This is a genomic window from Gordonia aurantiaca (assembly GCF_039939235.1).
Classification (GTDB): Bacteria; Actinomycetota; Actinomycetes; order Mycobacteriales; family Mycobacteriaceae; genus Gordonia.
In genome coordinates, this window is the sequence record NZ_JBDUUF010000008.1 from 91539 (window position 1) to 110803 (window position 19265).

21 protein-coding genes are annotated in these 19265 nt (G+C 68.7%); 10 read left to right on the forward strand and 11 right to left on the reverse strand.

Annotated elements, in window-relative coordinates:
* Positions 1 to 121 precede the first annotated feature (121 nt).
* From ABFT43_RS16025 to ABFT43_RS16040, 4 genes are all read left to right on the forward strand, one after another.
* Positions 122 to 1180 (forward strand): Dyp-type peroxidase, encoded by a 1059-nt coding sequence (locus tag ABFT43_RS16025; RefSeq protein ID WP_347961324.1) that lies wholly within the window; start codon positions 122 to 124, stop codon positions 1178 to 1180.
* Positions 1177 to 1977: a family 1 encapsulin nanocompartment shell protein gene (locus ABFT43_RS16030; RefSeq protein WP_347961325.1), complete on the forward strand. Its 801-nt coding sequence runs from the start codon at positions 1177 to 1179 to the stop codon at positions 1975 to 1977. The genes ABFT43_RS16025 and ABFT43_RS16030 overlap by 4 nt, the downstream gene beginning before the upstream one ends.
* Positions 1978 to 2058: 81 nt before the next feature.
* Positions 2059 to 3792 (forward strand): ABC transporter ATP-binding protein, encoded by a 1734-nt coding sequence (locus ABFT43_RS16035; protein WP_347961326.1) that lies wholly within the window; start codon positions 2059 to 2061, stop codon positions 3790 to 3792.
* Positions 3789 to 5702, forward strand: coding sequence for an ABC transporter ATP-binding protein (locus ABFT43_RS16040; RefSeq protein ID WP_347961327.1), 1914 nt, complete (start codon positions 3789 to 3791; stop codon positions 5700 to 5702). Before ABFT43_RS16035 ends, ABFT43_RS16040 begins: the two co-directional genes overlap by 4 nt.
* A gap of 185 nt (positions 5703 to 5887) precedes the next feature.
* Here ABFT43_RS16040 and ABFT43_RS16045 read toward each other — a convergent pair whose 3' ends face one another.
* Positions 5888 to 6583, reverse strand: coding sequence for a hypothetical protein (locus ABFT43_RS16045; protein ID WP_347961328.1), 696 nt, complete (start codon positions 6581 to 6583; stop codon positions 5888 to 5890).
* A gap of 94 nt (positions 6584 to 6677) precedes the next feature.
* Here ABFT43_RS16045 and ABFT43_RS16050 point away from each other — a divergent pair, with 94 nt between their 5' ends.
* The gene (locus ABFT43_RS16050; RefSeq protein WP_347961329.1) at positions 6678 to 6812 is read left to right on the forward strand and encodes a hypothetical protein; all 135 of its coding nucleotides are present in this window, start codon (positions 6678 to 6680) and stop codon (positions 6810 to 6812) included.
* A gap of 9 nt (positions 6813 to 6821) precedes the next feature.
* On the opposite strand, the gene ABFT43_RS16055 is transcribed toward ABFT43_RS16050, so the two are convergent.
* Genes ABFT43_RS16055 through rnhA form a run of 3 tightly spaced genes read right to left on the reverse strand, consistent with a single transcriptional unit; the run spans position 6822 to position 9063 of the window.
* A complete protein-coding gene (locus ABFT43_RS16055) occupies positions 6822 to 7613 on the reverse strand; it encodes an SDR family oxidoreductase (RefSeq protein WP_347961330.1) in 792 nt (263 codons plus the stop codon).
* Between the two features lie 59 nt (positions 7614 to 7672).
* Positions 7673 to 8584 carry a D-isomer specific 2-hydroxyacid dehydrogenase family protein gene (locus tag ABFT43_RS16060; protein ID WP_347961331.1) on the reverse strand — a complete coding sequence of 304 codons (912 nt, stop codon included), beginning with the start codon at positions 8582 to 8584 and terminating at the stop codon, positions 7673 to 7675.
* The gene (gene rnhA / locus ABFT43_RS16065; protein WP_347961332.1) at positions 8581 to 9063 is read right to left on the reverse strand and encodes a ribonuclease HI; all 483 of its coding nucleotides are present in this window, start codon (positions 9061 to 9063) and stop codon (positions 8581 to 8583) included. The genes ABFT43_RS16060 and rnhA overlap by 4 nt, the downstream gene beginning before the upstream one ends.
* A gap of 132 nt (positions 9064 to 9195) precedes the next feature.
* Between rnhA and ABFT43_RS16070 the strand changes: the two genes are divergently transcribed.
* The 4 genes from ABFT43_RS16070 to ABFT43_RS16085 all read left to right on the forward strand — a co-directional run bounded on the left by ABFT43_RS16070 (position 9196) and on the right by ABFT43_RS16085 (position 12344).
* Entirely contained in the window at positions 9196 to 9963 is a 768-nt protein-coding gene (locus ABFT43_RS16070) for a methyltransferase domain-containing protein (RefSeq protein ID WP_347961333.1), read from the forward strand.
* A gap of 165 nt (positions 9964 to 10128) precedes the next feature.
* The gene (locus ABFT43_RS16075) at positions 10129 to 11433 is read left to right on the forward strand and encodes a DUF4185 domain-containing protein (protein ID WP_347961334.1); all 1305 of its coding nucleotides are present in this window, start codon (positions 10129 to 10131) and stop codon (positions 11431 to 11433) included.
* A gap of 30 nt (positions 11434 to 11463) precedes the next feature.
* A complete protein-coding gene (locus ABFT43_RS16080) occupies positions 11464 to 12051 on the forward strand; it encodes a DUF1697 domain-containing protein (RefSeq protein WP_347961335.1) in 588 nt (195 codons plus the stop codon).
* Between the two features lie 104 nt (positions 12052 to 12155).
* Positions 12156 to 12344, forward strand: coding sequence for a hypothetical protein (locus ABFT43_RS16085; RefSeq protein WP_347961336.1), 189 nt, complete (start codon positions 12156 to 12158; stop codon positions 12342 to 12344).
* A gap of 2 nt (positions 12345 to 12346) precedes the next feature.
* Here ABFT43_RS16085 and ABFT43_RS16090 read toward each other — a convergent pair whose 3' ends face one another.
* From ABFT43_RS16090 to ABFT43_RS16105, 4 genes are all read right to left on the reverse strand, one after another.
* On the reverse strand, positions 12347 to 12823 hold the full coding sequence (locus tag ABFT43_RS16090) for a hypothetical protein (RefSeq protein WP_347961337.1): 477 nt from the start codon (positions 12821 to 12823) through the stop codon (positions 12347 to 12349).
* A gap of 58 nt (positions 12824 to 12881) precedes the next feature.
* Positions 12882 to 14153 carry an acyl-CoA dehydrogenase family protein gene (locus ABFT43_RS16095; RefSeq protein ID WP_347961338.1) on the reverse strand — a complete coding sequence of 424 codons (1272 nt, stop codon included), beginning with the start codon at positions 14151 to 14153 and terminating at the stop codon, positions 12882 to 12884.
* A gap of 100 nt (positions 14154 to 14253) precedes the next feature.
* Positions 14254 to 15711 carry a phosphotransferase family protein gene (locus tag ABFT43_RS16100; protein ID WP_347961339.1) on the reverse strand — a complete coding sequence of 486 codons (1458 nt, stop codon included), beginning with the start codon at positions 15709 to 15711 and terminating at the stop codon, positions 14254 to 14256.
* A 122-nt stretch (positions 15712 to 15833) separates the two neighbouring features.
* Positions 15834 to 16202: a YybH family protein gene (locus ABFT43_RS16105; protein ID WP_347961340.1), complete on the reverse strand. Its 369-nt coding sequence runs from the start codon at positions 16200 to 16202 to the stop codon at positions 15834 to 15836.
* Positions 16203 to 16302: 100 nt separating this feature from the next.
* Here ABFT43_RS16105 and ABFT43_RS16110 point away from each other — a divergent pair, with 100 nt between their 5' ends.
* Entirely contained in the window at positions 16303 to 17220 is a 918-nt protein-coding gene (locus ABFT43_RS16110) for a LysR substrate-binding domain-containing protein (protein ID WP_347961341.1), read from the forward strand.
* A 5-nt stretch (positions 17221 to 17225) separates the two neighbouring features.
* On the opposite strand, the gene ABFT43_RS16115 is transcribed toward ABFT43_RS16110, so the two are convergent.
* Genes ABFT43_RS16115 through ABFT43_RS16125 form a run of 3 tightly spaced genes read right to left on the reverse strand, consistent with a single transcriptional unit; the run spans position 17226 to position 19067 of the window.
* Positions 17226 to 17999 (reverse strand): hypothetical protein, encoded by a 774-nt coding sequence (locus ABFT43_RS16115; RefSeq protein ID WP_347961342.1) that lies wholly within the window; start codon positions 17997 to 17999, stop codon positions 17226 to 17228.
* A 16-nt stretch (positions 18000 to 18015) separates the two neighbouring features.
* Positions 18016 to 18447, reverse strand: a complete 432-nt coding sequence (locus ABFT43_RS16120; protein ID WP_347961343.1) for a CoA-binding protein — start codon at positions 18445 to 18447, stop codon at positions 18016 to 18018.
* Positions 18448 to 18500: 53 nt separating this feature from the next.
* Entirely contained in the window at positions 18501 to 19067 is a 567-nt protein-coding gene (locus tag ABFT43_RS16125; RefSeq protein WP_347961494.1) for a TetR/AcrR family transcriptional regulator, read from the reverse strand.
* Positions 19068 to 19265: the final 198 nt, after the last annotated feature.

Here is a 19265-nt window from a genome sequence, read left to right on the forward strand (position 1 = left end):
TCCCTGCGCGGGCGTCCCCCGGATGCCACTGCCGATCGGGTGATGAAAAGGATTGCCTCACCTACTTTTTGAGTCCCGATGTGTCACCCCACCGGTTGCACGCGTCGGATAAGGTGATGGCGTGCCCGTGCCCCAGACGATCCTGACCCGCAAGACGAAGTCGGCGATCTTTCTCGTCCTCACCATCAACGACGGTGGCGAGGACGCGGTTCGTGATGTGTTGGAGCAGATCCCGGGCCTGAACAACTCGGTGTCCTCGCGCGCCCCGGAGGCGGCGCTGGCGGGGATCGTGTCCATCGGCTCCGACGCCTGGGACCGGTTGTTCAGCGGCCCGCGCCCTCGGTCGCTGCGCCCGTTCGTGCCCTACGTGGGCGAGGTGCACACCGCCCCGGCGACGCCGGCGGATCTGCTCGTCCACATCAAGTCCGACCAGATGGACCTCTGCTTCGAACTCGGCCGCCTGATCACCGACGCGCTCGGCGACGCGGTGACCGTCGTCGACGAGGTACACGGGTTCCGCTACTTCGACCTGCGTGACCTCATCGGCTTCGTCGACGGCACCGAGAACCCGGTCGGGCAGGCCGCGGTCGACGCGATCACCGTCGGCGACGAGGACCCCGACTTCGCCGGCGGCAGTTACGTCGCGATCCAGCGCTACGTCCACGACCTGGCCGCGTGGAACGCGCTGAGCACCGCCGAGCAGGAGGCCGCGATCGGCCGCACCAAACTCGACAACGTCGAGATGGCCGACGACGTGAAGCCGTCGAACTCGCACATCGCCCTCAACAAGGTGGAGGACGAGAACGGCGAGGAGATCGACGTCGTCCGCGACAACATGCCCTACGGCGACGTCTCCGGCAGCGGCGAGGCGGGCACCTTCTACATCGCCTACTCGGCAGGACCCGAGGTCACCGAGGAGATGCTACGGAAGATGTTCATCGGCGACCCGCCCGGCAATCACGACCGCCTGCTCGACTTCACCACCGCCGTGACCGGCGCCCAGTTCTTCACCCCGACCATCGACTTCCTCGAAGACCTGCCGCCCGCACCCGGCGCGCAGGCGACCCCGACCGAGGAGGCCCGGCCGCGACCGTCCGACGGTTCCCTCGGTATCGGGTCCCTCCGCCAGACACCCATCGCCCGACCCACGCTCAGATCCACGCATCAGGAGGCACCATGAACAACCTGCACCGCGAGCTCGCTCCCATCTCCGATGCGGCGTGGGCCGAGATCGAGGAGGAGGCCAGCCGGTCCTTCAAGCGGAACATCGCGGGCCGCCGGCTCGTCGACGTCACCGGCCCGCTCGGTGTCGACGCCGCGTCCGTCACCCTCGGCCATCGCAGCAAGATCGACTCCCCTGCCCAGGGCATCCAGGCCTACATCCGCCGCACGCAGTCGCTCGTCGAGCTGAAGGTGCCGTTCACCGTCTCCCGGGAGGCGATCGACGACGTCGACCGCGGCGCCAAGGACGCCGACTGGGACCCGGTCGTCGAGGCCGCCCGCCAGCTCGCGCTCGCCGAGGACCGCGCGATCTTCGAGGGGTACGCCGCCGCATCGATCACCGGCATCCGCGCGGAGGCGTCGGCCGCGCCGATCCAGCTGCCCGCCGACGTCCGCGACTACCCCGAGGCCGTCAGCCAGGCCATCTCCACCCTGCGGCTGGCCTCGATCGACGGCCCGTACGCGGTGGCCATGTCGGCGGAGGTGTTCACGCAGGTCAACGAGACGTCCAATCACGGCTACCCGATCCGCGATCACATCCAGCGCCTGGTGACCGGCGACATCGTGTGGGCGCCCGCGATCCGCGGCGCGTTCGTGCTGAGCACCCGCGGCGGCGACTTCGAACTGACCATCGGCCAGGACGTGTCGATCGGCTACGACTCGCACGACGCCGACGTGGTGAACCTCTACTTCCAGGAGTCGTTCACCTTCCTCACACACACCGCCGAGGCCGCCGTCGCGCTCATCGGCAATTGACGGGCAGACTGCCACGACCGCGCGCTTCGCCGGGGCAACTAGTCTGTCTCGGGTGATCGCAGTGACAGTCGGCCCACGCGCATGCTGACCCAACTCATCCGCCGATACCTGCCGCGGTATCGCGTCAACGTCGTGCTGGTCGTGGTGTTGCAGTTCGTGGCGACCATGGCGATGCTCTACCTGCCGAGCCTCAACGCCGACATCATCGACAACGGCGTCGCCACCGGGGACACCGACTACATCATGCGGACCGGCGGCTGGATGCTGCTGGTGGCGCTGGTGCAGATCGCCGTCACGATCGTGGCGCAGTTCTTCGGCTCGCGCGCCGCGCTCGGCGTCGGGCGCGACATCCGTGGCGACCTCCTGCACCGGGTGAACTCGTTCTCCGCCCGCGAGGTCGGCACGTTCGGCGCACCGTCGCTGATCACCCGCACCACCAACGACGTCCAGCAGGTGCAGATGCTGATCGTGATGGGCACGGGAATCCTCGTGATGGCGCCCATCATGTGCATCGGCGGCACCGTCATGGGCATCCTCGAGGCGCCCGCGCTGTGGTGGGTGATCGCGATCGCGGTGCCGTTCCTCGGTGTGACGATGGCGATCCTCATCGCGCGGATGATCCCGGGTTTCCGCTCGATGCAGGAGCGTATCGACGCGGTGAACCGTGTTCTGCGCGAACAGATCACCGGCATCCGGGTGATCCGCGCCTTCGTCCGTGAGGAGCACGAGCGACGCCGGTTCGCGCATGCCAACGCCCAACTCGCCGACGCCTCGCTGCGGGTCGGCCGGATCATGGCCATCGTGTTCCCCGCGGTCATGCTGATCACCAACGTGACCATCGTCGGGGTGATCTGGTTCGGCGGCCACGCCGTGTCCGAGGGAACGGTCGAGATCGGCGCCCTCACCGCGCTGCTCACCTACGTCATGCAGATCCTGATCTCGGTCATGATGGCGTCCTTCTTGGCGATGATGGCGCCGCGTGCGGCGGTCTGCGCCGAACGCATCACGGAGGTCCTCGACACCGAGACGTCGGTGCATCCGCCTGCGGAGCCGATCGGGTTCGCCGAGCACCCGGGCACGGTGGAGTTCGACGACGCCGAGTTCCGCTACCCCGGCGCCGACGATCCCGTGCTCGCGGGCATCAGCTTCCGCGTCACGCCCGGGACCACCACGGCGGTCGTCGGGTCGACCGGTTCGGGCAAGACCACGCTCCTGGGTCTCGTCCCCCGCCTCGTCGACGCCACCGCCGGCGCGGTGAAGGTCGGCGGCACCGACGTGCGACGACTCGACCCCGACGAGTTGCGCGGCGTGATCGGTCTGGTCCCGCAGCGCCCGTACCTGTTCTCCGGCACCATCCGCTCGAACATCCTGCACGGCAAGTCCGACGCCACCGACGAGGAGATCTGGGCGGCCCTGCGGATCGCACAGGCCGAGGAGTTCGTCGCCGCGATGCCCGACGGCCTGGACACCAAGGTGGCGCAGGGCGGCACGACGGTGTCGGGCGGACAGCGGCAGCGCCTCGCGATCGCCCGTGCTCTCGTCCGCAGGCCCGCGATCTACCTGTTCGACGACTCGTTCTCCGCGCTCGACCTCACCACCGACGCCAAACTGCGTGCCGCGCTGCGTCCGGCCACCCGGGAGGCCGCCGTGATCGTGGTGGCGCAACGCATCTCGACCATCGTCGACGCCGATCAGATCGTCGTCCTCGACAAAGGCCGCATCGTCGGCGTCGGCCGGCACGACGAGCTGCTCGCGACCTGTCCGACCTACGCCGAGATCGCCGAGTCCCAGGCCGCCGTGGAGGAGACCGCATGACCCGCCCAGGTGCGCCCGGCGTCGGGCCGGAATCCAAACCGCGTTCGTTCTGGCCGTCGATCAAACGCCTTGTCGCCCAGCTCGGTTCCTATCGCTGGCAGATGACGGTCACCCTTGCCTCGCTCGTCGGGTCGGTCATCCTGCTGGCCATCGCACCACGCATCCTCGGCCACGCCACCGACCTCGTCTTCGACGGGGTGATCGGCAGGATGCTCCCGGCCGGGCAGACCAAGGACGAGGCGGTCGCCGCACTCCGCGAGCGCGGCGACGACACCTTCGCCGACATGGTCTCGTCGATGGACGTGATCCCCGGCGTCGGAGTGGATTTCGGCGATGTCGGACGCGTCCTGCTCATCACGTTGCTGATCTACGTCGTCGCGTCGGCCCTCGGTTGGCTCGCGGCCTACCTGCTCAACATCGTGGTGGTCGCGACCATCGCCGATCTGCGTGCCCGGGTCGAGGAGAAGGTCCACCGCCTGCCGCTGCGGTACTACGACACCATGCCGCGCGGTGAGCTGCTCAGCCGCGTCACCAACGACCTCGACAACCTGTCGCAGAGCATGCAGCAGACCATCTCCCAGTTCGTGAACTCGGTGCTGACCGTGATCTCGCTGCTGGTGATGATGCTGCTGATCTCCCCCCTGCTGGCCCTGATAGCGATCGCGACCGTCCCGCTCGCGATCCTCGCGACGACGGTCATCGCGAAGCGTTCCAAGCCGCACTTCGCTGCACAGTGGGCCTCGACGGGCGCGCTCAACGCCCAGGTGGAGGAGGCGTTCACGGGCCACGAACTGGTGACCGCGTTCGGCCGCCAGCGTGAGATCGAGACCACCTTCGACGAGCGCAACGAGAAGCTGTACCAGTCGAGTTGGCGGGCCCAGTTCATCTCGGGGACGATCATGCCCGCCATCCTGTTCCTCGGGAACCTGAACTATGTGGCGATCGCCGTGGTCGGCGGCCTGCGGGTCGCGTCCGGGTCGCTGAGCCTCGGCGAGGTGCAGGCGTTCATCCAGTACTCGCGTCAGTTCACCCAGCCGCTCACCCAGATCGGCTCGATGATCAACCTGATGCAGAGCGGTGTCGCGTCGGCCGAGCGCATCTTCGACATCCTCGACGCCGACGAGGAGACCCCCGACCCGGCCGACCCGAAGACGCCGGACGTCGACAACGGCCTCATCGAATTCGAGAACGTGTCGTTCCGATACGTCGAGGACAAGCCGCTCATCGAGGACCTCGACCTCATCGCGCGGCCTGGACACATGGTCGCGATCGTCGGTCCCACCGGCGCCGGCAAGACCACGCTGGTGAATCTCATCATGAGGTTCTACGACGTCGACTCCGGCGAGATCCGCCTCGACGGGGTGAACTCGAAGGAGATGACCCGCGACGACCTGCGCGAGCGCACCGGCATGGTGCTGCAGGATTCGTGGTTGTTCGGCGGGACCATCTACGACAACATCGCCTACGGCGACCCCACCGCCTCCCGCGAGGAGGTGATGGAAGCCGCCCGGATGAGCCACGTCGACCACTTCGTGCGGACGCTGCCGAACGGTTACGACACCGTCATCGACGAGGAGGGTGGCGGCGTGAGCGCCGGCGAACGCCAGCTCATCACCATCGCGCGCGCGTTCCTGGCCAAGCCGACGATCCTCATCCTCGACGAGGCCACGAGTTCGGTCGACACCCGCACCGAACTGCTCATCCAGAAGGCGATGGCCAACCTCCGCACCGACCGCACGAGCTTCGTGATCGCACACCGGCTTTCGACGGTGCGCGACGCCGACGTGATCGTCGTGATGGAGGACGGCCACATCGTCGAGCAGGGCAACCACGACGAACTCCTCGCCACCCGCGGCGCATACTACCGGCTGTACCAGAGCCAGTTCGTGGGCGCGATCGAGGCGGGCTGAGCCCCTCACCGCCCGAACCACTCGCCATCCCGGCACGAGAAGCGCACGCCGCCTCCCTGCCCGGTGTGCGAGCAGCGCAGGCGACCGGCAGGGCTCGCGAGGCCTACGCGACGTACCCCGGCAGCACTCGCGCTCTACCCCCCTGCTCAACACCGCATACCCCAACCGGACGGAGGGGCGTCGGATCACTCCCCGTGGCCCCGCTCCAGCGCCCCGGCGATCTGACCTTCCAGACGCTCGGCCGCGGCCGGCGGCACGTCGATGAGACCGTCGAGCTCGGCGCGCGCCTTCTTGTAGGCGGCCTGCCGCTCGGCCGGCGTGGCACCCGAGTCCGAGGCGACGCCGATCAGCTTGCGGGCCCGGTCCAGGGCCTCGCGTTCGACCGGCGAGAACGCCGCCTGCTTACGACGCCGCGCCTCACGCTCGGCCGCCTCGAACGCTGCGGCGTACTCCGCGACCGCTTCGCGGTACTCCTCGAATTCCGCGGGCGAGAGCGTCGTGTCCGTCGCATCGGGCGCCGGCGCCTCGGGCCGCAGGTCGTCCGCCCGGACCCGCGCACGGTGGAAAGCAAGCGTGAGCGGCTCACGCATGTCGGTCATCAGCGGATACTCGATGAGCGTCGCGAGATCGAGTTCGTAGGCGAACCACCGCCGGTTCAGATCGTCGTGCTGTTTCAAGGTCTTGCGCAGCTGCGCGACCGACGTGGTCGTCAGCTTCAGCTGTTCGGTCCGGGCCGCAGCCCGAATCCGCTCCAGCTCGATCTTGTCCTTGCGCCGCTTCTCGTTGTATCTGGCGACCGAACCCGCCCAGCCACCGACGACGCCACCGACGGGGAAGATCAACCACCAGTAATCGGCGGCGAAATCGAGGACGCTGTTCACTCACCCAACTCTACCGAGGTCGGGCACGCCTGCTCAGGGTGGAGAAGATGGCCGACCCGGATGCGCCGAAGCACGTCGTCGAGTCCATCGGCGAGTGGCGAGAGTGGTTGCGCGACAACCACGACACCTCGCCGGGCGGGTGGCCGGTGTTCCGGAGTGGACCATCCTCGACGACGCGGAGGCGGGCACCGACCCACCCGAGCTGACCGCCCGCAACGTCCGGCCGTAGCCGCCGGCCCTACAGATCCGGGATCGGCAGATCGAGGTTCGGCGCGATGATCCCGCCGTCGACCTCGAGAACCTTGCCCGTCACGTAGGCACCCGCCGGCGACGCCAGGTAGAGTGCGGCGGCCGCGATGTCCTGGGGTTCACCGAGCCGATGGATCGGGGTGGCCTTCTCGACCGCGCTCCGCATCTCGTCGTTGCCGGCGACGATCTCGAGCGACGACGTGTGGATGGCGCCGGGGGCGATCCCGTTCACGCGGATCTTGGGGTTGAGGTCCATCGCGGCGATCCGCGTGTAGTGCGCCAGTGCGGCTTTCGCGGTTCCATATGCCGCGTAGGCGCGCCCCGGGAGGCGCCCGACGGCGGAGGTGACGTTGATGACCGATCCCCCGCCCGTCGTCGCCAGCATCTGCTTCGCGCCGGCCACGGTCAGCGCATGCGCGTTGGCCACGTTGAAGGAGAACGCGTCGACCAGGTGCTGCGGCGTCGTGTCGAACAGCGCCCGGGGCATCGCCCCGCCGACGTTGTTCACGACGACGTCCAGGCGCCCGAACTGTTCGACCGCGGTCTGCGCGAGCGCGGCCGCGGCATCGGCGTTGCCGAGGTCCACGGGGACGACGTGGGCGCGTCGTCCGGCGTCGGAGATCTGTCCGGCCACCTGCTCGAGATCGAATTCGCTGCGCGCCGCGATCACCACATCGGCCCCGGCCTCGGCGAAGGCGACGGCGATCGCCGCGCCGAGCCCGCGACCGGCACCGGTGACGACGGCGACGTGGTCGTCGATACGGAATCTGTCGAGAATCACTCCCCGACTTTGCCACGAACCCGCCGAAAACGAGAACGTGTTCTAGAAATCGGTCCCGGTCAGTAGTTGCGGTCGGGAGCGACCCGGGCCAACAGTTCCTCACCCGCGGAGAAGCGACGCAGGTTCTCGGCGAGCCACGGCGCGAACTCCCGCGTGAGCCCCGACGCCGGGTTGGCGACGTGCGGGGTGATGATCACGTTCGGCAACGACCACAGCGGATTGTCCGCGGCCGGCGGTTCGGGATCGGTCACGTCGAGCGCCGCACCGGCGATCACGCCGTCGACCAGCGCCCGGTGCAGCGCCTCCTCGTCGACCAGCGGTCCACGCGCGACATTCACGATCCACGCGTGCTCCGGCAGCGCCGCAAGGGTTTCGGAATTGATCATGTGCCGGGTCTCCGCGGTGGCCGGGGCGGCCAGCACGACGTGGTCGAACGAACCCCACAGCGAGCCGAGCTCACTCGAGCGGCGCACGACGTCGGCGCCCGGCACCTCGCGTCCCGACCGGTTCACCGCGACGACCCGCGCCCCGCACGCCTTCAGCCGGGGGGCGAGCGATGCCCCGATGCCGCCGGCCCCGATGATCCCGACCGTCGCACCGCGGAGTGTCCGCACCGACGTGTCGATCCGTTCCTTGTCCCAGTGCCGCACCACCGCGGTGTTGATCTGCCGTAGACCGGCGAGCAGCAGTGCCAGGGCGTGCTCGGCGACGTTCTCGGCGTAGAAGCCCGACGCGTTGGTCCAGATCCGGCGGTCGTCGAGGACGCCCGCGGCGAAGAAGTCCTCGATGCCCGCGGACTTCAGCGCGACCCATTCGATGTGGTCACCGAGCTCGGGGAAGTCGGCGGGCACGCCGATCCACACCAGCACCCGCGCCTCGTCGAGCCCGACGACCTTGCCGCCGGCCCCTTCCACCGCCGCGACCAGGTGCTCGTCGAGCTCCGGCGCGATCGCGACGGGAACGGCGCTCATCGCGACGCGACCGATCTCGCCGCGGTGGTCGCCAGCTCGTCGGCGATCTCGTTGAAGTGGTCTCCCGCGTGGCCCTTGACCCAGCGCCACTCCACCTGGTGCCGCTTCTCCTCCTCGATGAGGCGGCGCCACAGGTCGGCGTTCTTCACCGGCTTCTTGTCCTTGGTCTTCCAACCGTTGGCCTGCCAGCCGGCCACCCACTTGGTGATGCCGTTGCGCACGTAGGTCGAGTCGGTGTAGATGATCACGCGCGACGGACGGGTCAGCGCTGCCAGCCCCTCGATCGCGGCCGTCAGCTCCATCTTGTTGTTCGTCGTGTCGGGATCGGAACCGGAGATCCGCTTCTCCTTGTCCTTGTAGCGCAGCACCGCGCCCCATCCACCCGGTCCGGGATTGCCGAGGCACGCGCCGTCGGTGGAGATCTCCACGACGGCGTCCCCATTCGAGTTCTCAACAGCAGGGTCAACCGGTTCGCTCACGCAGGGAAGCCTACGTCAGCGGCACGCCGACGCCCCAAGCCGACGAGCACGGTCGATTCCGCGTGCGCGGACCCCCGTGTGTCGCGGTTGCGACCGTGACACCGCACACGCCTGCACCCTAGGGTGGAGGCCATGGCTGTCTGGGACCCGGCACGCTACCTGCAATTCGCCGACGACCGTGCGAGACCGTTCCTGGACCTCATCGCGCAGATCCCCATCAACCCGTCGACCATCGTCGACCTGGGCTGCGGGCCGGGCCACCTCACCAAACACCTGCGTGCGCAGTGGCCCGACGCCGAGATCCTCGGCATCGACGAATCCGCCGCGATGATCGCCCGGGCCATCGGCGACAACACCGACCCGCACGCGAACTTCGACGTCGCCGACGTCACCGAGTGGACGCCCCACCGCACGTTCGACCTGATGATCTCGAACGCGATGTTCCAGTGGGTACCCGACCAGTTCGACGTCATCGACCGGCTCCTCGGTCATCTCTCCGACGGCGGCGCGTTCGCCGTCCAGGTGCCCAACGGGTACGACGCCCCGTTCCGCACCGCGCTGTCCGAGCTCGCCGACACCGAGCCGTACAAGGAGTTCCTCGCCGACGTCCGGCCCCTGCCCCGGCTCGACGCACAGGTCTACCTCGAGTTCTTCTTCGACCGGGGCTTCCGCGTGAACGCGTGGGAGACGACCTACCTGCATGTGCTCGACGGTGACGACCCGGTCTTCGACTGGATCTCGGGTACCGGCGCGCGGCCCTACCTGCAGGCTCTGCCCACCAAGCAGCGCGAGCCGTTCGTGACCGAGCTCAAGAAGCGGCTGTCCGAGGCATATCCCCGCCGCGAGTGGGGCACCCTGCTCCCGTTCCGGCGGAGCTTCGCGGTGGCGACCCGGCACTGAGCCCGGTGATGCCCGGGTGGACGAATCGCCCGCGGAGGTGGGCGTATCGACCGGACCGACAACGCCACCGATAACGCCGCGGTATAGCTTCGGTCACCGACTCCCCACGCCGAGATGACTTCTGCAACACTGGCACCATCCGCAGGTAGCCCAGGGGGTACACGCATGTCCCGACGCAGACGTTCGCGCCTGACGTCTCGTGTCGGTCGCGCCCTCGTCGTCGCCGGCGCGACCTTCGCGCTGACCGCGTCGGCCACAGCCGTGGTGGCGACGCCCGCCGCGGCGTCGGTCTGCAACGCAGCCGGCATCACCGGCGGCGACGTCGGCAGCACCGGCAGTGAGAGCTCGAGCCGCCTGGGCTGGGGCAGTCTCGACTTCGGCAGCTACCGCGCCGGCGGCAAGAAGCCCCAGGGCCCGTTGCCGAAGCTGAAGGGCGCGACGACGGCGATCTCATGGGTGACCGGCCCGCGCAGCCCGGCTCGCACCGACCTGCGGTTCTCGATCACCTCCACCGACGTCGGCGTCCCGTGGGACAACGGTTCGGGCCAGGTGCTGATGGCATTCGGCGACACGTGGGGCAGATGTGCGGGTCAGATGGTGTGGCGGCACAACACCATGCTGCGCAGCAACGCGAACTCGAACCTGGACAAGGCGATCGAGTTCCCGGACGCGGTCCCCGGCGTCGTCCGGTCCGGAGCGTCGGTGACGTCGGCCCACCCGAGGTACGCGCAGCCGATGTTCAACGCGGTCGGCGTCCGCAACATCGAGGTCGGCCGCATCCCGACCGGCGGCATCTCGATCAACGGCACCCAATACCTGAGCTTCATGTCAATCCACGAGTGGGAGGGTCCGGGCCGCTGGCGCACGAACTTCTCGGCGATCGCGGTGTCGCACGACAACGGTCAGACGTGGACGATGGTCCCCGACACGATCCGCGCCAACCTGGACCTCGATCTGCCCGGCGTACCGCAGGTCACCAACGGGCACAGTCGATTCCAGATGGGTGCCTTCCTGCGCAGCGGAGACTGGATCTACCAGTACGGCACCCCCAACGGGCGACGCGGCTCGGCGTACGTGGCACGCTTCCGTCCTTCGGACATCCTGAATCTCGACCGCTATCGATACTTCCGGGGCGGTGACTTCCGTTCTCCGGGCGCGTGGTCGCCGAACCCCGCCGCAGCGGTGCCGATCGTCGGCCGCCCGGTCAGCGAGATGTCGGTGGCCTACAACGACCACCTGAAGAAGTTCGTGATGCTGACCGAGCAGACCGGGAACATCATGATGCGGACCGCGCCCACCCCGGTCGGCCCGTGGGGCGACCCGCGGGTCCTCATCTCGAACTCGCAGTCGAACGGTCTGTACACGCCCTATATCCACCCCCGGTCAACCGGAAAGAACCTGTACTTCGTCGTGTCCCGGTGGGACGACTACAACGTCATGCTGGTGCGTACGGATCTGTCGAAACCCTGACCCCGCCACCCGGCACGGCACCATGGACACATGAGCGGAACCGACAACCCCGGCGGGAAGCATCCGGAGGAGAAGAGCTCGGGCACCGGACCCGGTCGGCGGATCATCCTCATCCGCGCGGTCAACGTCGGAGGCGCGAAACTCCCGATGGCCGAACTACGGGAGATGGCCACCGAACTCGGCGCGACCGACGTCTCCACCTACATCGCGTCGGGCAATCTCGTCTGCGCCCCGCCGGGCGACCCGGATCATTTCGACCGCGCCCTCGAAACCGCCATCACCACCCGCTACGGGTACTTCCGCGAGGTGATCAGCCGGTCACCCGACGAGGTCCGCACCGCGCTCGAGGCGCATCCGTTCGAGGTCGTCGACGACAGGTTCTCCTACATCCATTTCCTCGTCGCCGAGCCCGATCCGTCCCGGGTCGCCGCGTTCGAACAGCAGGATTTCGGCGCCGACGTCCACCGCGTCATCGGCCGTGACCTGCACATCCGCTATCACTCGGGTGCGGGCCGCTCGAAGCTGACCGCCTCGGCCATCGCGCGCGGTCTCGGTGTGCAGGGCACGGCGCGCAACCTCCGCACCGTGCGGTCCCTGCTCGATCTCGCCGAGTCCTGAGCCAGGCGCCGGGCGGACGGTGGCCCGGCCCTGCCGACGGGCGTAGCGTCGACACCGGACGACGTCGGAGAAACCTGACGAACGCGCACGTCGAGAGGACCCGAATGGACCAACCGACGATGAACCAGCCGGTGCCCCAGCCACCTCCGCCTCCGGAGCCGGTCCCGGCGCCCGAGCCCATCCCGGAACCGCCGCCGGAGCCGCCCATCCCGGTGCCCACGCCGCCGCCGGCCCCCGATCCGCAGCCGGGGCCACCCGAACCCGATCCACCGCCGCGTCCGGTGGTGATCTGAGGTCAGAGGCCGTTGAGCACCCGTGCGACGCGATCCATGTCGGCGAGTTGCTCGGCGTTCGGCGCCTCCCACAGCTTCTTGGGCAGCTCCTCGAGGACCTTGATCGCCTCCTCGATGGCGTCGAGCGCCTCGGTGGCCGCGTCGCCGGTCAGCTGCGACGCCTCGATCAGCCGGTCGTCGATCGCGAACACCGCGTCGTCGAGCCGATCCCGCGCCGCGACGAGCTCCTCGTAGTGCGGGATCGCCGGATTGGCGTGCACATCGGCAATCGCATACCGAATCCTGCGGTGCAGCAATGCCTCTCGCGTGTTGTCGGTCGCCCAGCTCTCCGGCGCCCGACCGGGCTTGCCGGGGATGAGATCGGTCGACCGCGCAAAGGCTCGCACACGTTTGTCGGAGTCGTAGGCGAACCACGCCGCCCCGGCCAGGATGAACAGCGCGACCACCACGGTCACGACGATGACGATGACTGCGATCATGGCCGGCACACCTCGTCCGACGCGGTTCGCACATGATCTCGCATGCCGCCAAGCCTACTCAGGACGAGCGCACGCCCTTGGGCGCCTTGCCCGACATGAAACCGAACAGGTACCCGGCGACACGGCGCATCTGGATCTCGTCCGCGCCTTCGGTGATCCGGTAGCGGCGGTGGTGGCGATAGATGTGCTCGAACGGCTCGTGCCGTGAGTACCCGCGGCCGCCGAAGACCTGCATGGCCTGGTCGGCGGCATCACAGCACAGTCGGTTGGCCTGGTAGTTGCACATCGACACCTCCGCCGACGCGGAGAACGGCCCGTAGGTGTCCATCTTCCACGCGGTTTCCCGGATCAGCGCCCGCACCATCGCACAGCGGGTGTGCAGGTCGACGAGCGGGAACTGGATGGCCTGGTTGGTGGACAGCCTCTTGCCGAAGGGGGCGCGCTCATTGGCGTATTCGACGGCCCGGTTGACGCAGTACTGGGCGGCGCCGAGGCTCGACGCGGCCTGCCGGATGCGGTTCTCGTTGAAGAAGTGCTGCACCACCTGCAGTCCCGCGCCCTCCGCGCCGAACACGGCCGAGTTCGGCACCCGCACGTCACGAAGCATGATGTGGGCGTGGTCGGTGGGCATGTTGAACGTCCACAGGTATTCCTCGACCGTGAAGCCCGGCGACTTCGGGTCGACGAGGAAGGCCGTGATGCCCTTCGCATCACCGGGTTCACCGCTGGTGCGGGCGAAGATGATGTCGCGGTGCGCGGCGTGGATACCCGTGTTCCAGGTCTTCTCGCCGTTGATGATCCAGTCGTCGCCGTCCCGGACCGCGGTGGTCTCCATGTACGTGGCGTCCGAACCGTGGTCGGGTTCGGTGATACCGAAGGCGAAGAACCTGGTGCCGGCGGCCAGCCCCTCGACCCACTCCTCCTGCTGCTCGGACGACCCGTATTCGAGCATCAGCAGCAACCCGATGTTGTTGCCGACGATGGCATGTTCGTTCTGCAGATCGCAGTGCAGCCCGAGGCCTTTCGACGCGAGGTGCTCACGGATGACCGCCATCGCGAGATTCGACCCGTCGCGTCCCCCGTACTCCTTGGGGAACGGGTACCGGAAGTGCCCGGCGGCGTCGGCACGACGCCGTGCCTCGGCCAGCAGTGCCTCCCATTCGGCGTTCGGCAGGCCGCCCCGCTCCCAGTCGGTCCGTGAATCCTCACGACGATGGTCGAAGAACCGGATGTTGTCGTCGGCCTGCTCGAGCGGCTTGATCTCGGCCTCGATGAAGGCGTCGAGCTCGTCGAGGTATTCCTTGAGCGAGTCGGGCAGTGCGAAGTCCACGGTGAATCCTCTTGTCTCCGGACGGTTCTTCTCGGTGTCGGTCTGGCGGGCGGCGGTCTCGCGGGGTCTCGGCAACTCCGATGCCGGTGGGCGGCGTCGGTCAGGGATGCGGAACCGCGAAGTACTTCGGGTTGGCCACCAGGAGGCGGGCCCGCACGTCGGCGATGATCGCGTCGCGCACCTTCTGGTCGGTGCCGTCGAGTTCGCCGGACCACAGCGCCGCGCACAGCGCCTTCTGATCGGCGACGCCCAACGCGGCGAGGCGGGCGGCGCTCTCGGCCGCCTGCGCCGGACCGAGCAACACCTGACGGCGCACGATGTCGACGACATTGCCCGCGACCCGGGTGTGGAACCGGATCTGCGGCGACATCTCTGCGGTGACGGACTCCGAGCGCAAGAACTCGGCCAACGCCTCGAGGAGTTCCGCCGCACCGGGCGCACCGTGGGGCTCCTCGTCCGGTGCGGGAAGCCCCGCGGCCAGCGGGTCGTCGACCACCTCCGGCGACACCAGCCCGAGATCGAGCAGGGCGTCGAATTCCTGTTCGGCACTCCGCCTTCCGATTGCGGCGAGCTCGACCGAACGTTCCACGCCGTCGAGGTGTCGGTTGGCCTGCACCGCGCAGATCAACCCCCACTTCACCGTGGCGTACAGCTCCCACCAGCGCAGGGTCTCGATGGTCGGCCGCCACCCCGCGACCTCGGCGTACGCATCGAGGAGCGCGGCCCGTTCTCCCATCCCCGCGACGGGTGCGGCCGCGCCGAACCGCCATGCCTTGGCGCACAGCCAACCCAGGTCCTCGATCGGGTCGCCGATGTGCACGAGTTCCCAATCCAGCACGGCGGCAATGCCTTCGTTGTCGACGAGCAGGTTCCCGAGCCGGAAATCCCCGTGCACCACACATGGCGCGGGGGACGGTTCGGGCGGGTTGTCCCGCAGCCATTGCACCGCCAGGACGAGACCGGCGGGCATGGCGTCGAACTCACGGGTGAAGAGCCGCCGCAGGCCCTCGATCGGATCGGTGAGCTCGGTCAGGTCCGGCGTCTTCGCCGGGTCGATCTGGTGCACTCGTGCCAGAATCCGTCCGCACTGCCCTACGAATCGCGACCGTGCCACGGCGTGGCCGTCGTCGCGCAGAATACGACGGGGGATCGACTCGCCGGAGATGAAATTCATGGCGAGATAGGGGAATCCGAGTGCGCTGCCCCCCGTGTCGATCTCCGGTTCGCCGGACTCCGGTTCACCGAGGCCCGAGTCGCCGATTCCCGAGTTACCGAATCCCGCGTCGAGGATCTCGGGGACCGGGACGCCGGCATCGGCCGCGGCACGCAATACCTGCGCCTCGGCGGCGAGACCGCCGTCATCGGTGGCGGTCGGAACGGCTCGGATGACGATCGGCTCTGTCCGTCCGGACCCGTCGACGAGGGACGCCGCGTAGGTGGCGCGGCTGGCGCCCGCGGGAAGTCGCCGCGCGGAGTCGACCGACACCGGGGTGCCGCGCCGCGCCGCGAGTCGCTCCGCGATCCGTGCGGCCACTTCCTGGGCTTCCGGCACTGACACGCAGATCCCGTCCTCTCGCTCACGGTGACTTCGGTTCGCCCGCTGGACTCCCGCGGTGATCCCCGCCACAGCGAAGCTAGCACGAGATCTGAATCCGGTGTCAGAAATGCCGGGCAGATAGTTCACCGCGTGGGCGTCTGGAATTCCGGCTGGTCGATGATGCGGACCCACGACCCATCGGGGCGGCGCGCCACCACCTGGGCGCGGGCACCGGCACCGTCGCGGGGCGGCGTCGAGGTGAGGGCGAGATCGTCTCCGAACATCAGGGTCGGCAGCGGCGGTTCGGGCACGAAGGTCGGGCGCTGTTCGAGGACCTTTGCCCACATGTCGCGGATCGCCCGCCGTCCGCGGGTCACCTGCCCCGGCGGGAAGGCCATGACCGCGTCCTCGTGGTAGAGCGATGCCACCGCATCGGCATCACCGGCGTTGGAGTACTCGACGAACAACCTGGTCAGGTCCTCCGGGGTGCGTGCGGTCTCGTACTCGGGCATGTCCTTCTCCTCTCGGTCGGTGGGGTTTCCGATCCCACCGTCGCGCGCCCGAGTGAATAAGTCCAACTGATGTGTCAGATACTGACTATCATTGATGGTTATGGAGTTGCGCCAGCTCGAGTACTGCGCGGCGGTGGCCGACGAGGGCGGTTTCACCGCGGCCGCGAGCCGCGTGCACACCACCCAGCCGAACATCAGCGCCCAGGTCCGAAGCCTCGAGAAAGAGCTCGGCGCAGCACTGTTCGACCGATCGGGCCGCACCGTCCGGCTCACCGACGCCGGGCGGGCGGCGTTACCCGCGGCGCGCGCCGCGCTGGCGGCCGCCGAGGAGGTGTCGCGCGCCGTCGCCGACGTCCGCGGACTGGTCCGCGGGAACCTGTCGGTCGGGATGATCGAGGGATGCACGATCACGCCCCTGTTCGCCGCACTCGGTGAATTCGGCGCGGCGCACCCGAAGGTCGGACTGAGCCTGCGCGAGGCGCCGTCGGACGCGCTGCTCGCCTCGGTGCTCGCGGGCGACCTCGACGTCGCGCTTGCCGGCTACGGCGACGAACTGCCGCGCGGCATCGACTCACTCACGGTCGTCGACGAGCCTGTCGTGGCGGTGGTGCCGGCCGGAATCGGCGGTGCCGCATCGCAGGTGACCCTCGACGAGTTGCGGAAACGCTCGCTGATCTGCCTTCCGTCCGGCGCCGGTATCCGGGCCGTCTTCGACCGGGCGGCATCGGCCCAGGGCACACCGATCCGTCCCGCCATAGAGGCGTCGTCACCCGACGCGATCCTCGAATTGGTTTGTGGCGGGCTGGGAACCGGAATCCTCAGCGAGTCGATCGCGGCCGCCGACGAGCGGGTCGTCGGACTCCGGATCAGTGACGCCGACACGCATGCGCGGCTCGGATTCGTCTGGCGAAGAGGTCCGTCGCCGGCCACGCTGCGTTTCCTCGGGATCGTGCGGGAGCACTTCGATCTCGCCGGTCGGCCCGGGACCGTCGCGAACTCGACCGCGCCGGCCCCGTAGCCGGCTCAGCCGGTGAACGCCTCCCCGCTCCCGCCGCCTTTCTCCGTGGCCCCGGTGTCGGCGGGATCGTCCATCGGCTTGCCGGCGATCCAGTCCCCGATGCTCAGACCCCAGCGGCCCCAGCGCTTGTCGAACCGGGCTGCGCGGGCCGTGGCCTTGGCCAGTTTCTCCTCCGAGTAGCGGCGCCGCGCCCATGTCGATTTCGGCCGGGCGAGCCGGATCGCCCCGGCCCACGCGAAGATCGGGACGAAGACACCGACGATCGCCGTCGAGTACTTGCCCTTGACAACGCAGAAGATCGCCGCGGCGATGTTGATCGGCGCGGTGACCGCGAAGGCGACCGGCCCGAACTCGACGTCGGTCTCGGTGTTGAACGGATTGAAGCCGAGGATGACCATGCCGAGCGCCGCCACGGTCAGCGCGACCACCTGCACCGACAGCTGGCCCTCGCGCGACCAGTAGACGTCTTGCAGACGCAGGATCAGCGCGAACTCGTCGAGCACCAGGGACGCGCCGATGCCGATCATCACGGCACTGATCGACGCACCCGGTTGGATGCCGTTGACGCCGACCGAGATGAACGCGCCGACGATCGTGAGCACGAGCCCGGGCACCATGTGGTGCACGTGGATCCCGCCGGAGACGTTGTTGCGGAACGGCCCCTTGCCGGCGCGGATGAGCCGGGTGATCATGCGCGTCACGATGAACGTGACGACGAAGGACGCGAACAGCAGGAACAGCGGAAGTCGTTGATGGGTCAGTTCATCGAAGAATTCCACCGGTCACCCACTCTCGTCACGCGGGCACGATGCCGGTGCGTCGCTGCTCGATGATCAGACAGCGGTCCTCGACGTAGAGCAGTCCGGCATCCTCGGCGATCTTGCGCGCTTCCGGCGAGGTGATGCCGAGCTGCAGCCACAGCGCGGTCGCGCCCGCCTCGACTGCGGCACGCGCGACCTCGGCGCATTCGGGTCCGGGCCGGAACACGTCGACGAGGCCGACCTGTTCGGGGATCTCGTCCAGCGAGCGGTAGACCTTCTCCCCGACGATCTCGTCGGCGGTCGGGTTGACCGGGATGATGCGCCAACCGAGGTGCTTCATGTGCGCCGGAACCTCGTTGGCGGCCTTGGCCGGATTGGCGCTGGCGCCGACGACGGTGATCGTGTCGTAGGTGGAGAGGATCTGCTCGACGATCTCGTCGGTGGGGCGGGGTTCGTGGGTAGCCATTCTGCGAGTCTATGTGCGCGCTACGGCCCGGGAGTGACGACGGTCTCGCCGCCTCACCGCAACACGCCGTGCATCACGATCGCCGACAGCCGGTCCGCCCAGGTGTCGTCGAACTCGCCGTCGCGGAGCATGAGCGCGTGCAGCATCGCCGAACCGCCGATGACCTCGATGAGCCGGTCGGGATCGACGTCGGGGTGCACCTCGCCGCGCTCGACCGCCACGACGAGTCGTTCGCGCACGGCGTCGAAGACGTTCGCGAAACCCGCGTGCACACGCCCGGCGAGGTCGGGGTCGGCGGACATGTCGGCGATCAGACCCGGCAGCGCCGCGCGGGCGACCGGGCCGGCGAACAGATCGCCGGCCGATTCGATCATCGCCCGCAGGTCGTCGGCGACCTCGCCGCTCGACGGGGGCAGCCGCGTCATGTGGGCGAACACCAGATCGTGAACGAGTTCGGTCTTGCCCGACCACCGCCGGTACAGCGCGGTCTTGGTGGTGCCCGCGCGCTCGGCGATCGCGGCGAGTGACAGCTTGCGATATCCGACCTTCACGACGAGCTCGGCCGCCGCCGCCAGGACGGCCGCGTCGATGCGCGCGTCGCGAGGACGGCCCGCGCCGATCTCGACCGCACCAAGGGCGAACGCCTCCGATTCCCCGAGGGCGGAGCCCTCCGAATCGATACCGCCGGCGGAGCCCTCCGAATCGATACCGCCGGCGGAGCCCTCCGAATCGATACCGCCGGCGGAGCCCTCCAGATCTGCACCGACGGCGGAGCCGTCCGAACCTGCATCCATGAGACCCACCCTCACGATCCGTCG